Raw genomic sequence first — 13,514 nt, forward strand, 5'->3', positions numbered from 1 at the left:
TTATACCCCCTTCATTTTCAGTTCAATGGCAAGTTTCAGTTCCGCGAGTTCTTTCTTTTGTTGCATCAATAGCTGTTGTGCCGCTTCAACGGATACTTCCGTGAAACGAAGTTTGGCTCCCGGCTGCATCTGGGCGATTAGCGGAAGGTCAACCGTGGTCGCCTGGCCGATTTTCGGATAACCCCCGGTCGTCTGGCGGTCGGCCATCAGCAAGATCGGGTTTCCGCCGGATGGCACCTGGACCGCTCCGGCCACGACCCCTTCGGAAAGAAGTTCGCGTGGTTCAGACAGCCGGAGAGTGTCCCCTTTCAGCCGGTAGCCCATCCGGTCCGATTCCGAGGAGACGGTGAACGTCCCGCCGAAAAACGCGTTCCGGCTTTTTTCGGAGAACCAGTGGTGCTGCGGGCCTTTCATCATCCGGATTTCCGCTTCATTTCTGTAACGCGGGATCAGGTCATCCGAGACGGACCAGTCCGCTGCGGAGAATTTCCTGCCATCCGCACCGGACAGCGCTTTTTCTGCCCATTGCTTTGCGTGGGCGGAGGGAGCCCCCGCCGGCAGGCGGTCACCCTCTTCCAGACACCGTCCGTCCAAACCGCCGATCCGGGCTTTTGTATAAGTCGACCGGCTGCCCATCACTTCAGCCACATCGATGCCGCCTGCGACAGCCACATACACCCGGCAGCCCGCGGCCGGCTTTCCAAAGTCGAGGACCGAGCCGGACCGAACGGCGACCGGTCTCCACATCGGGACCCGCTCCCCTTCAATGCTCGGAGACAGGTCCCCGCCTGCCAGCGCAATCAGGCTGTCCGCTTCAAAGCGGATGGACGGCCCGGCAAGTGCCGCTTCAACCGTGGCGCAGGTCTCGCTGTTGCCGACAAGAAGATTCGCCACACGATGCGAATAGGGATCCATCGCTCCTCCGGCGACCACTCCGTACTGCTGGAATCCCGGGCGGCCGAGATCCTGGACAGTCGTCTGGAGGCCCGGTTTTTCAATCTTGAGCATCGCCGCCCGCCCCCATCTTTTCATATTCTTCTTTGGAGATTTGCCTGAACCTGACTTGATCTCCCGGCCGTAAAAGACTCGGAATCTCTTTATCCGGCAAGAACAGTTCGACCGGCGTCCTGCCGATCAGCTGCCAGCCTCCTGGTGTCCCAATCGGATAAACCCCGGTCTGGGCCCCCGCGATGCCAACCGTCCTCGCTGGAATCTCCAGTCTCGGTGACGGCCGCCTCGGGGCCGCGATGCGTTCATCCATACCGCCGAGGAAGGGGAACCCTGGAGCGAACCCGATCATCTTGACGTCGTATGTAGTTCCGGAATGGATCCGGATCACTTCTTCTTGGGTCAGTCCGTTATGCTCCGCGACAAATCCGAGATCCGGTCCGAAATCGCCGCCGTAGCAAACAGGGACCTCGACTGTGCGCCCTTCGTCCTTGCCGGCCGGCAAAATATCCGACAACAGTTCCCGAAGCTTCTTCTCCATTGCCCTGTACGTCATCCCGTTCTCCGCCTCATAGCACACCGTGACAGTGACATAGGCCTGGATCACATCGGTCACGACCGGAACCTCTGCGCGGGTGATGGTTTCGGCAATCGCCCGTACAAGTGCCGTGGATTCATCACCGATCGACTCACCTGCCGTCACCACGATTGCCCCGTCCCCGAGCGGGTGATAGTTCAGCTTCATCAACATCCCTTCTTTCCACACTGATTCTTTTGACAATTCGTGTCGGAATTCCTGCCCGGAACCGCAACTCTAACAACAGAAAAACGCTCCGCCGAAGCGGAGCGCACGTCTTGTCGTTCAGTTGCTTTTCTGCTGGTGGAGCGGCGGCGTCATCAGCCAGCCTTTTTGCTTGGTAAGGCGGAGCAGCTTGGCCCCTGCAGCGGCACGGTCAGCGTGGAATCTGGCGAAGTGCGCGGCCACGTCTTCCCGGCTGCATTGGCCCATCACCTCGCTGCAAGACACAAGGCCCTGCCCGGCATTGACGCCAAGAATTGCGGCAATCTCCAGATCGGAGAACCTGGCACCCACCGGGATATCCTCTGAAGAAGCTTTCCCGCGTGACGGCAGTGCCGGCGGCGGTGTGATGCCATTTTCCTTGAGGATCTTCTCAACAGCAGTATTCTCAGACTTCATCATCTTGATGGCATCTTCGAGGACACCGATCAGTTCCTTGTCGCCCGCATGATTCACAAACGCTTCGTACATGCTGACAAGGCCATTGTTCGCAGCGACGTAAGCCCAGAGACCGACAACTTCACCGTAATGCAACGGTTCGTTTTTCGGATTGTCATTCATGATACCCATTGGCGAATCTCCCATCCTTTCCGTAATCACGGTCAGTATGGGGAGATTCGGGTTCCTTTATGCATCATCCATATTTTTTCTGATGCTCTTTTTTGCGGCCCAGATAATCGTCATCTTCCCGGATGCGATCCCAGTATTCTTTGAAGATCGCGGCAGACTTCGCTTTTACCGGATCTTCTGTACGTTCGTGGGTCGTTCCATCTTCTTTATACTTTCTGCCGCCCTTGTAGTTCGTATAGCGCCTGGCCCTCGTATAGCCCATCTGGATGAATTTGCGCGCCATGTCCATTCCGATGAAGTCATCGTTTTTCCGGTAGTCCTCAAACATTTCGTAAAGCGTGTCGGCAGATTGTTTGGCGATGTCCGGCGTGCGGAACCGCCAGTGAGGAAGAAGCTCGCTTTTGTACGGTTCCACGAGAAGAACGCCCTGCTCGCCCCTGCCCACCCGGTACAAATCGGGACGTTCCCTGAAATCGATGTGGTCGAAATCCAAATCATAGTCAAACGCCATCGTCATTACCGCCTTTCTCCAGGAAATCCGTCCGGCCATTCTCAAGCGGTTCCGCACCGCCTTTGTCGGCTTCGAGATGCAGGACGCCATCAACCATTTTGTAGACTTTATCCACATAGTCAGTGAGCCGGGTATCATGCGTGACGACAATCGTCGCTGCATGTTTCTTGACCGCCGCGCTTTTCAGGAGCTTCATCACCTCGAACGCCCGGTCCGAGTCGAGCGAGGCGGTCGGCTCATCGGCCAGCAGGAGTGATGGGTTGCTGTACAGTGCCTTGGCGATGGCCACACGCTGTCGCTCCCCGCCTGACAGATCGTTCGGATACTTATTCGTCAGCTTGGTGATGCCGAGCTCCTCCAACAGGCCCTCCCGCTCCTCTTTGGACATATTCCCCTTCTTCACCTTATCCAGCAACTTCAGCTGGTCGGAAACGGTCAGGAACGGGACGAGATTGGAGGACTGGAGGATGAACCCGACATGCTCGAGCCGCACTTTTGAACGGTCTTTTTCACTGAGTTCGGTGATCCGCTCGCCGGCAATCTGCACTTCTCCCCCGGTCGGTCCCTGCAGGCCGCCCGCAATCGTCAGAAGTGTCGACTTTCCCGAACCCGAGGGCCCGATGATCGCAATCACTTCGCCGCGGCTTACATTCAATGAAGTCTTCTTTAACGCCCGGACTTCCGTCCGTCCCGAGCCGAACGTTTTCGTCACATCTTCCATCTGCAGTACATGTTCCGTCATCCCGAGATCGCCTCCAGCGGATCAATTTTCACAATCGTCCAGACCGACACAAGCGCTCCGAGGATTGCCACGACAATCAGGACGGCTCCATAAATCGCCATCATGCCGTAGTCGAACGACACCGGCACGGCCGCCGGCAGGAACTGCCCCGTCAGCACTGTCAGGCCGAAGCCGATAAGCACGCCGATAACCGCGAGTATGAACGTCTGGGCGATGACCGACCGTGACAGGTATGCGCTTGAGATGCCCTGGGCCTTCATGACGCCGAACATGCTGATTTTCTGGACCGTCAGGACATACAGGAAAATCGCCACGACCGCCGCAGAGATGGCGAACAGAAAGTAGATCATGAACGTCAGGGTCAGATTCTGCTCGGTGTAGCCCGGCAGATTCTCGATGAACGTCTCGGACTCCATATACTCAAGGTCTTTTGGCACATTGTCGGGCTGCCCGCCTCTGACGATGATTACATTCACCATTTCGGGCTGCTCTTCTCGCCCCGCACTCTGTGCCGCGGCACCAGGGCGGACTTTTTTGAAATCATCCAGGTTCATATATAAAACCGGTGCGGCATTAAAGCGGGCCTCATCCGTAAATCCTGTGATGGTGAGTGTCACGTCAGAACCCGACAGGTCCAGTTCATCCCCGATGGAGAACCCTTCCTCCTTCAAACTGTCCGAAGCGACCACCTCAAGCGCCTCCGAGAACTTGTCGCCTTCGGTCGGTTCAGGCATGATAAACTCATCCGGCCGGATACCGAACAGGGAGACACCGCTTTTCACATCACCGTTATCGGCAATCACGTTCGTCTGGGCGAGGACTGCCGTTTCATCCGCCTCTACCTTGTCCGCCAAATCCGCCTCCATCATCGATTGCGTCAGGCTCTTGTCCGCCTCATCGGTCAGATAGATGCCGTCCGCCTGCCACTTGTCGACCGCTTCCCGGTTCAGTCCTGCAAGGCCCGATGCGAGCCCCGAGAGGAAGAACACGAGATACGATACAAGCAGGAGAACAGCCGTCACTAACGCAAACCGGAGTTTATTTTGCTTGATTTCTTTCCATGCCAAAAACATGTCCCCAACTCCTCTGGAAAAACTTTCAACATTCGTCCTTCTTATTTCTACCCTTGCCTGTAAAACAGAAACCGCAAAAGACGGCGTGTTTGTGTGGAAATTTGACAGCTGCACTTTGGACTCTGCACGGAACCTGATAAAATCAGAGCATCCCATCAACTGTACGGAAAAGAAGGTGTTCATATGTCAAAACGGATAGACGGTGCAAGGCGTGCAGCGCGGATCGTACATGCGCTGAAATGCCCGGTATGCGGAAACCCGGTTCATATCGAGGATGACGGGCGGCTCCTATGCATGGAGAACCATTCGTTCGACTTTGCAAAACAGGGCTATGTAAATGTGCTGACCCGGCCTGCCGGCGGCCATTATGATAAAGAACTGTTTGAGGCAAGACGAAGAATCATGATGGACAGCGGGCTGTATGCCCCGTTTCACAAAGCGGTGGCAGATCTGGTCCGGGAGAGGTCCCTGCCCTCAGTCATGCCGGGCGTTCTTGCCGATATCGGCTGCGGCGAGGGCACACATCTTCATCGGATCCTGCAGCAGCTGAGCGGAATGGACGTGATGGGCGCGGGGCTCGACATCGCAAAGGAAGGCGTCCAGCTCGCAGCGAGAGATTTCCAGGATGCGGTCTGGCTCGTCGGCGATCTGGCCCAGTCACCATTTGCAGATCACTCTATCCATGTCATCCTGAATATCCTTTCGCCCTCAAACTACGAGGAATTCACGAGGATGCTTGCTCCGGGCGGCTTGCTGATCAAGGCCGTGCCCGCTTCCGGCTATTTGCGGGAGCTCCGGGAAGCTCTGTATTCGGATAAACGCCGAACGTATTCCAATGAAGAAACAATCGGGCTGTTCGACCGGCACTTCCGCCGCACGGAAACGATCCCGCTCCGTTATTCCGTCCGTCTCGACCGCTTGCAACTCCAGGACCTGGTGCGCATGACCCCGCTTTCCTGGTCGCCGGACCCCGCGGCCGTCAAGGCCTTCCTGAACCGCGATTTTGCGGAAATCACTGTGGAACTGGATCTCCTGGTTGGCGAGCCTGGAGACTGGTAGGCGGAATGGCAACGAATATAGACGTTTCACCAACCTGCCTATTGCGGAAACCGATTTCTCACGAGAAATCGGTTTTTTGCATGAATTTGTACTTTACAGACTGGGTCTTACAGTCTATAATCATCTAAACGAATAAATATACAAACGTCGGAGGTTTTATACATGTTCAAGAAAGCACTTTTTGCATCTGTCGCATCTGCGGCCCTGTTCCTCGCAGCCTGCGGTTCGGGCGGCGATCCCGCATCCGGTGACAAAACGGACGCGTCGGCAGACGGCACAGAAACAAAAGTTCTGAAAATGGGCACATCGGCTGACTTTCCTCCATTCGAATTCCGGGATGAAGCGGGCAAGGAAATCGGGTTTGACATTGATCTGGCGAACCACATAGCAGATGAACTTGGCTACGAACTGGAGATTCATGACATGAAGTTCGATGGCCTGATCGGCGCCCTCAACACAGGCCGCGTCGACATGGTTCTTTCCGGCATGAGCGCGACGGATGAGCGGAAGCAGAACGTGGACTTTTCTAGCGAATACAACCGCTCCGGCGAATTCTTCGTCACCACCACGGATTCCGACATCAAGACCATCGAAGACCTCGAAGGCAAAACGGTCGGCGTCCAGTTGGGCACCATCCAGGAAGACGGGGCGAAGCGCCTGAAAAAAGACGAAGGGCTCAACTTCGAACTCAAGGCGCTCGACAACTCCCTCTTGCTCATCCAGGAATTAAAGACCGGGCGCATCGATGCCGCCTATATGGATAAATCCGTTGCAGTCGGCCACGTGGAAGAACAGGGCCTTGGCGGATTCGACGACCCGACAACCAGCTCTCCCGGCATGGCGGTCGCCTTCCCGAAAGACAGCGAACTCGTCGATGACGTGAACAAAGTCCTTGCCGACATGGAAGAGGACGGCTCACTGCAGGAACTCAAAGACAAGTGGCTGTCCGACCAGGAATAAGCCAACTGGCAGGGGTTGCCCGCTTTTCCGGCAACCCCTTTTCCTATCCAACCTCCCGCATGCGGGACAACAGAAAAGAGTTGAATCCATCATGAATCTTGATTTCACGCAGATGACTCCCTATATCCCTTATATGCTGGAAGGCATCTGGGTCACGCTGAAGTTTGTGGCGGTCGCCCTGCTGATCGGTGCCCTGATCGGGACACTGCTCGCCCTGTTTAAGATCAGCGGCCCCGCTCCTCTCCGTGCATTCGCCATCGCCTATACATCCATCTTCCGCGGGACGCCGCTGATCCTTCAGCTCATGCTGATCTACTTTGCCGTCCCGCAGTTGACCGGCTATGACATCACCCCGTTTTTGTCTGCCATCACGGCATTCGGGCTGAACTCCGCGGCTTACATTTCTGAAATCATCCGCGCCGGCATCCAGGCGGTCGATAAAGGCCAGGTCGAGGCGGCACAGGCGCTCGGTGTCCCATATCGTGCGATGATGAAGGACATCATCCTGCCGCAGGCATTCAAAAACATCCTGCCGGCGCTCATGAACGAGGTCATCACCCTCACGAAGGAATCCGCACTCGTGTCGACGATCGGCTACCTTGACCTGATGCGCCGCGCGCAGGTCGTCGGGGCCAGCATGTACCGCCAATTCGAGCCGCTGCTCTTTGTCGGACTCATCTACTGGGTGCTCGTCATGATCCTCACGCTCATCGGACGCAAAATCGAAAGGAGGCTGAAAGCAAGTGATATCCGTTAAGGGACTCATCAAATCATTCGGTGACCTGGAGGTCCTGAAAGGCATCTCGACCAAAGTCGATGCAGGCCAGGTCATCGCCGTCATCGGCCCGTCCGGCTCCGGCAAATCGACGTTCCTCCGCTGCCTGAACAAACTGGAGGAACCGACCGGAGGAATAGTCGAAATCGCCGGCTTCAGCATCACCGACAAAAAAGCCGATATCCGGGCCGCGCGCCAGGAAATCGGCATGGTGTTCCAGCACTTTCACCTGTTCCCCCACCTCACGGTTCTCGGCAACCTGACGTATGCACCGATGAAAGTAAAAGGGGAATCGAAAGCACAGGCAGAGGAAAAAGCACGCACCCTTCTCAAGCGGGTCGGCCTGTCCGAAAAAGAAGATTCCTATCCGGCCAGTTTGTCCGGCGGCCAGAAGCAGCGCGTCGCCATCGCCCGGGCACTCGCCATGGAACCAAAACTCATGCTGTTCGACGAACCGACATCCGCCCTCGACCCGGAAATGGTCAAGGAAGTGCTCGATGTCATGAAAGACCTTGCAAAAAGCGGGATGACGATGATTGTCGTCACCCACGAAATGGGCTTTGCCCGAGAAGTCGCCGACCGCGTTCTGTTCCTCGACCAAGGAAAACTGGTCGAAGAAGGCACACCGGACGAATTCTTCGGAAGCCCGAAGACACACCGCGCAAGAGACTTTCTGGAAAAAGTGCTCTAAGAGGGAATGCCGGGGACGTCGGGCAGCGGGAGCATTTTAACACACAGGGATTTTCCTTAACACTCGGGATGCTTCTCTTAACACTCAGCGGCCTTTTCTTAACACTCACTCCATTATGCGAAAAAGCGATGCCCGCGCAGCATCGCTTTTTCTTATGCTCGGGAGGACACTGATCACCCCCAATGTCAGTGATCCAGCCAGCCTGCAGTTTCATCATTCGTAGGCTCAGTTTCATCATTCGTAGGCTCAGTTTCGTCATTCATGGGCTCAGTTTCATCGTTCACGCCGACGGTTTCGTCATTCGCAGCCAACTTCTCAGTGAATGACGAAACCGGACGGCCGAATGACGAAACTCCAGGAACGAATGACGAAACCGCAACAGGCAACCATTTGCCGCGCCACTGTAATCACTCAATACCCCCCCTTGCAAAACGTGTCGGCTTTTTTCACCAGTCTGCGGTAAGCGTCCACTTTTTGTGCAACAAAAGGCCGGCATCGCTGCCGGCCTTCCACTTACACCTCAACTTGTACGCCTTGCCCGTCCGCTTCCGCCTTGCGGTAGACGCCCTTGGCCACCGCCAGGTCATAATAGGCGGCGCCTACACACTTGAAGAAGGTGATCTCCTCCTCGGTTTCCCGGCCGGATACTTGTCCGGTCACCAGATGCACGAGCTCTCCGTGAAGCTCATCAAATGACCAGGCACCGGATCGGTCGGCATGAATCAGTTCTCCGGCCTCCTCTTTCACGCCATGCAGGTCATCCGCGATGATTTTCGAGCAGCGGCGGATGAACGTCTCGTCCACTTCCCGCATGTGCGGGAGATAGGATCCGACTCCGTTCACATGCGTACCCGGTCGGATGGTTTCCCCGTCAAACACCGGCGTCTCGGACCGCGTTGCGCAATTGATGACATCCGCCCTTCTCACCGCCTCATCGACATCATCGACAATCTCGACCGATACATTGACTGAGATCCGGCCTTCCCTCCTGAGCCGCTCGCCGAAGGCTTCCGCCTTTGAACGGGTCGGGTTGACCAACAGGATTTCCCGAATCTGCCGGACAGCCAGCACGCCGAGCACCTGCTCATAAGCCATGCCACCGGTTCCGATCACACAGAGGACCGATGCCTCTTCCCTTGCCAGAAGATCTGTAGCCAGACCGCTCATCGCTCCGGTCCTGAGCCGCGTCAGGTACGACGCGTTCAGCATCGCCAGGTGACGGCCGTCTGTAGCATCGGTCACGAGCACGACGCCCTGAGTGGTCGGCAGCCCATTTGTTTTCGGGTTCTCCGGGAAGATCGTCACCGTCTTGTTCGCCGCGATTCCTTCCGACAGGTCGGCGCATGGCATATACAAGACCGAAGCGCTCCGCTCCGGAAACTCGATGACCGTGCGGATCGGGTTTTCAATCTTCCCATCCGCCAGTGACCTGAGCGTCGCCTTCACATCGGGGATGGCATCTTCCATCCCGTACATTTCCACGATCTGCTGTTCATTCATGATAATCAAAACGAATTAACCACCTTTTATTGCGCGCTTGCTGTGCCGTCACGGACTCAGACAAGCTGCTTTTCTGTGAGTTTCCCCTTGGCGTCAAGGGCCGGCGTCTCTTCATCCAGCTGCTGGTTGCTGCGGTCGCGCACTGCCCAGATGGCAACGAGCGAAACGACCGCCGTGAAAATGATGTAGAGCGCGACCGGGACGTAGGAGTTGTTGAACTGCAGAAGAAGGGCCGTTGCGATCAGCGGCGCGGTTCCCCCTGCAACTGCCGCGCCAATCTGATAACCGAGCGTGATGCCCGTATAGCGCACTTCCGCAGAGAAAATTTCCGAGAACATCGTGCCGAGCACGGCTGTAATCGGTGCCCAGATGATGCCCAGTCCGATGATCGTCGCGAGGAACATCATGATATTGGACCCTTCATGGAGCATCCAGAAATACGGGAAGGCGAACACGATCATGCCGACGGCTCCCCAGACATACAGCGGCTTGCGGCCGACTTTGTCGGACAGCTTACCCATGATCGGAATGAGGACCGTCGTGATGATGGTTGCGATCATGACGGCATTCAGCACCTCATTGTTCGTGTGGCCGACGTTTGTCGTCGCATACGATACGACGAATGTCCCGAAAATGTAGAACGGCGCAGTCTCGACGACTTTCGCACCGACCGCGATCAGCACTTCACGCCAGTGATGCTTGAGCGTATGGACAAGCGGCACTTTCGGAGCAGAGCCTTCCGCCTGAACCTTTTTGAACGATGGCGTCTCTTCGATGCCTTTCCGGATCCAGAGTCCGAAAATGACGAGCAGCGCACTCAAGAGAAACGGCACGCGCCATCCCCAGCTCATGAACGCTTCTTCCGGAAGGAGTGTCATAACAGACAGGGCCAGTGTACCGAGCACCATTCCGATTGTGACGCCCATCTGTGGAACGGAACCGAAAAAGCCCCGTTGCTCCTTTGGCGCATATTCCACCGCGAGCAGCATCGCGCCTCCCCATTCCCCTCCGATGCCAAGTCCCTGAATCAGACGGAGCGTGATGAGAAGAATCGGAGCCCAGATGCCGATCGCATAGTATGTCGGCAGAAGGCCCATTGCGAACGTGGCAATCCCCATCAGGCTGAGCGTCAGAACCAGCGTCTTTTTCCGGCCGATCCGATCCCCGATATGACTGAAAATCACACCGCCGAGCGGACGGATAAAGAATGACAGCGCGAACGATGCATAGGCCAGAATCAATCCGATAGACGGATCTTCCGCAACAAAGAACATCGTATTGAAGACGAGCGCTGCGACCGTTCCGTACAGGAAGTAGTCAAACCACTCGATGGAGCTCCCGACCAGGCTGGCAATCAGCACGCGCCTCATATCCTTATCTTTCATAATAAATTCCCCCTAATCCCCTTTTCCGATTTAAGCCTGTCTTCAATTGAAGTGTCACTTCAATTTATGTTACCATCATAGGCGAGAATGAAAACGGTGTCAATAGAGTTATTTGAAAATTAGGGGAGCGATCAATGAACCGTTCACTGGGACAGAAAATCAAATCCATTCGCAAGGACAAACAGAAAACACTCAAGCAGGTGGCAGAACAAACAGGATTCTCCATCAGCTTCCTCTCTCAACTTGAACGCGGCAAATCCTCCGCCACGCTTGAATCCTTGAAGAAGATTTCGGTGGCACTCGGGGTCAGCCCGGGACATTTCTTCGAAGAGGAAGCCGGCGGCCAAGCGGAGGACGGAAACATGATCATGGCTGAACGCATCGCCGCCTATGGCGTTCATTACCGCAATCTCGCACCCGGCTTCAGCGCGCCCGACTTCATGCCGATGCAAGTCTCATTGGAGCCCGGGCAAAACGGCGGCCAGCCCATCACCCACGCCGGACAAGAATTTGTCTACGTACTGGAAGGCACACTCACCGTGGAAGTCGGCGGACAACTGTCGGTACTCACGTCCGGCCAATCACTTTTCTATGACGCCGGTGAATCCCACTACTGGTATAACCGGAGTGACGGGCGGACTGTGTTTCTCTGCATCTCGTCCGACACAGGAAAATAATCCGGCTGCATCAGCCTGGCAGACCTGCTGACACCCGAATTTCTTTTCTTAACACTCACACCTTATGTTTCATCAATCAGTCTAAATAGGAGAAGCGATGCCCGGCGGCACCGCTTCTCCTATTTCTTACACTATTCAATCACAAACTGAAATACCCCTCCACCTTGGCCACTTCCGCCTCCCGTGCTTTTTCCACTCCCGGAAGCCGGTGCACAATCCGTTCCCTGATTCCCAGCATGCCGAGAAGCGGACCCAGCCTCCTTGCCGTCCCGGCAGTTAGCCGGACCTCGGCAGGCAACGATTTAAGAACGTGGATCAGTACGTCCGCGAACATGGCCTGTGCCAGAATATCCGGATCGGTCATGGACAGGAATTTCGAATGGATCATCCTGCCCGTGTCCGCATCGGCCGAAGCGAGCAGCAATGGATGGAAGAGACGCTGTATCACCGGCTCCCTGCCATAGACCTCCGCCAGTGACAAGTCGTATTCAATCCGCTGTTCCGAGCGCGGCAAGTTCTTCAGGCACTTGACCGTATAGTCCGTTACCCGGATTCCCGGCACACGCTCCGCCGGAATATCCGGAGCATCGACAATTCCACCTTTCATCGCGCCGCTGTCCTCTGCCACGAATCCGATCATTTTCCCGCCGGGCCGGAACACGGGAAGCGCGGAAAAATCGCTGGAGCTTTTCAGTAAAGCACGCACGGCTCCGATGGCATGCAGGAGGTGTTCGGCATCCTGCGGTCTCGGGAGTTGCGGCAGCCATCCGGGTTCGATGGCTTCCAGAAGGGGCCATCCGGATTGTTTGAATGTATAGCCCAATTCTTTGTAGATCCGCCGGATGAGCGGATTCAGCTCCCGCTTGTTCACAAAAGTGGCATATACCCCCCTGAAGCCATGAATCCGTTCCTGATCGGTCAACTTTCCTTCCAGTTCCTTGCATAGATGCCGGTAACCGTCCCATCCGGAGTACACGACCAGTCCAAACTCATCTTCCTCATGCCCGAGCACCCGGATGAACAGCGGTTCTTCTCCGTCGCCAAACTCCAGGAAAATCACCTGGCGGCCGTTCAGGTATTCCCATGACCTGGCACCATAAAGCAATTTCATCGCTGCAAGCACTTCCTGAAGAAGCCCTTTCCACCCGCTGCGAAATTCATTGAATCGGGTTAGCTGCTCGTCCGAAACCGGTACTTCTTCCCTCCGGAATTCGTCCGAACCGCTCCACGTCCCGTTCACTTCGTAGAGGGTCGGGATCCCATCGAACCTGATGAACGCAATGTTAATGTCCAGTGTGAGATCATCAGGCGTCCGGATTCCAGGCTCGATGAACATCGGGGGCACGGTGTACTTATGGGGCAGCTCTCCCTCAGCCTCAAGGCATCTCGGATAAGCGGCATTCGGTTCGCTGTTCGCCGGTGTCTTGGGCTGTACGGATTTGACTGTAAGACGATGCCCCCATTCCCCGTCGGCAAAGTAGCTGTATCGTACCTCATCCCCTTCCTTCAACGCATCAGCGACTTTCTGTTCTTCCGGAATGGGAATCTGCTCCCCCGATGAACGTTCTCTCCTGAAATGAAACACATGTCCCCGTTCCCATTCAAATGCGGATTGGACCACCTCATGAAGCTGCCCGAATGCCATCTCCCCGTCCACCTGGATCAGCCGCCTCGCCCCTGCACCCCGGCTGATCGTGATTTCAAGCTCGTAGATCAAAGACCTTCCTCCCATCCTGATTTGACCCAATTGTAAGCGCCTCCATCCCCTTCTGCAATGGAGCGTAAGACTGAAACCGGAAAAGGGAATTTGATGTCGGAAATTGA

14 protein-coding genes are annotated in these 13,514 nt (G+C 55.9%); 5 read left to right on the plus strand and 9 right to left on the minus strand.

Translation table 11 applies throughout. The features are described 5' to 3' along the window. From BLT01_RS03770 to BLT01_RS03795, 6 genes are all read right to left on the minus strand, one after another. Complete coding sequence (locus tag BLT01_RS03770) at positions 1-1,008, minus strand: 5-oxoprolinase subunit C family protein (protein WP_092094744.1); 1,008 nt, start codon at positions 1,006-1,008, stop codon at positions 1-3. Next, positions 995-1,693, minus strand: a complete 699-nt coding sequence (gene pxpB, locus BLT01_RS03775; protein ID WP_092094746.1) for a 5-oxoprolinase subunit PxpB — start codon at positions 1,691-1,693, stop codon at positions 995-997. Before pxpB ends, BLT01_RS03770 begins: the two co-directional genes overlap by 14 nt. Before the next feature lie 117 nt (positions 1,694-1,810). Further along, positions 1,811-2,317 (minus strand): DUF3231 family protein, encoded by a 507-nt coding sequence (locus tag BLT01_RS03780; protein WP_092094748.1) that lies wholly within the window; start codon positions 2,315-2,317, stop codon positions 1,811-1,813. 64 nt (positions 2,318-2,381) lie between these two features. After that, complete coding sequence (locus BLT01_RS03785) at positions 2,382-2,828, minus strand: DUF4385 domain-containing protein (protein ID WP_092094750.1); 447 nt, start codon at positions 2,826-2,828, stop codon at positions 2,382-2,384. Continuing rightward, positions 2,818-3,570: an ABC transporter ATP-binding protein gene (locus BLT01_RS03790; protein WP_092094752.1), complete on the minus strand. Its 753-nt coding sequence runs from the start codon at positions 3,568-3,570 to the stop codon at positions 2,818-2,820. Before BLT01_RS03790 ends, BLT01_RS03785 begins: the two co-directional genes overlap by 11 nt. Further along, positions 3,567-4,643 (minus strand): ABC transporter permease, encoded by a 1,077-nt coding sequence (locus BLT01_RS03795; RefSeq protein ID WP_092094754.1) that lies wholly within the window; start codon positions 4,641-4,643, stop codon positions 3,567-3,569. Before BLT01_RS03795 ends, BLT01_RS03790 begins: the two co-directional genes overlap by 4 nt. A gap of 183 nt (positions 4,644-4,826) precedes the next feature. On the opposite strand from BLT01_RS03795, the gene BLT01_RS03800 reads away from it, so the two are divergent. From BLT01_RS03800 to BLT01_RS03815, 4 genes are all read left to right on the plus strand, one after another. Further along, on the plus strand, positions 4,827-5,702 hold the full coding sequence (locus BLT01_RS03800; protein WP_092094756.1) for a putative RNA methyltransferase: 876 nt from the start codon (positions 4,827-4,829) through the stop codon (positions 5,700-5,702). Positions 5,703-5,864: 162 nt separating this feature from the next. Continuing rightward, the gene (locus BLT01_RS03805; protein WP_092094758.1) at positions 5,865-6,662 is read left to right on the plus strand and encodes an ABC transporter substrate-binding protein; all 798 of its coding nucleotides are present in this window, start codon (positions 5,865-5,867) and stop codon (positions 6,660-6,662) included. A gap of 91 nt (positions 6,663-6,753) precedes the next feature. Further along, the gene (locus BLT01_RS03810; RefSeq protein WP_092094760.1) at positions 6,754-7,419 is read left to right on the plus strand and encodes an amino acid ABC transporter permease; all 666 of its coding nucleotides are present in this window, start codon (positions 6,754-6,756) and stop codon (positions 7,417-7,419) included. Continuing rightward, positions 7,406-8,128 carry an amino acid ABC transporter ATP-binding protein gene (locus tag BLT01_RS03815; protein ID WP_092094762.1) on the plus strand — a complete coding sequence of 241 codons (723 nt, stop codon included), beginning with the start codon at positions 7,406-7,408 and terminating at the stop codon, positions 8,126-8,128. The genes BLT01_RS03810 and BLT01_RS03815 overlap by 14 nt, the downstream gene beginning before the upstream one ends. Before the next feature lie 513 nt (positions 8,129-8,641). Here BLT01_RS03815 and BLT01_RS03825 read toward each other — a convergent pair. Together BLT01_RS03825 and BLT01_RS03830 are read right to left on the minus strand one after the other, a co-directional pair. Next, positions 8,642-9,637 carry an ornithine cyclodeaminase family protein gene (locus tag BLT01_RS03825; protein WP_092094766.1) on the minus strand — a complete coding sequence of 332 codons (996 nt, stop codon included), beginning with the start codon at positions 9,635-9,637 and terminating at the stop codon, positions 8,642-8,644. 47 nt (positions 9,638-9,684) lie between these two features. Continuing rightward, a complete protein-coding gene (locus BLT01_RS03830; RefSeq protein WP_092094768.1) occupies positions 9,685-11,013 on the minus strand; it encodes an MFS transporter in 1,329 nt (442 codons plus the stop codon). Between the two features lie 134 nt (positions 11,014-11,147). Between BLT01_RS03830 and BLT01_RS03835 the strand changes: the two genes are divergently transcribed. After that, a complete protein-coding gene (locus tag BLT01_RS03835) occupies positions 11,148-11,690 on the plus strand; it encodes a helix-turn-helix domain-containing protein (RefSeq protein ID WP_092094770.1) in 543 nt (180 codons plus the stop codon). Positions 11,691-11,829: 139 nt separating this feature from the next. Here the strand turns inward: BLT01_RS03835 and BLT01_RS03840 are convergent, their stop codons facing one another. Continuing rightward, positions 11,830-13,407, minus strand: coding sequence for a DUF7309 domain-containing protein (locus BLT01_RS03840; protein WP_176765030.1), 1,578 nt, complete (start codon positions 13,405-13,407; stop codon positions 11,830-11,832). Positions 13,408-13,514 lie beyond the last annotated feature (107 nt).

Origin of the sequence: Bhargavaea beijingensis (genome assembly GCF_900101985.1) — a bacterium.
Classification (GTDB): domain Bacteria; phylum Bacillota; class Bacilli; order Bacillales_A; family Planococcaceae; genus Bhargavaea; species Bhargavaea beijingensis.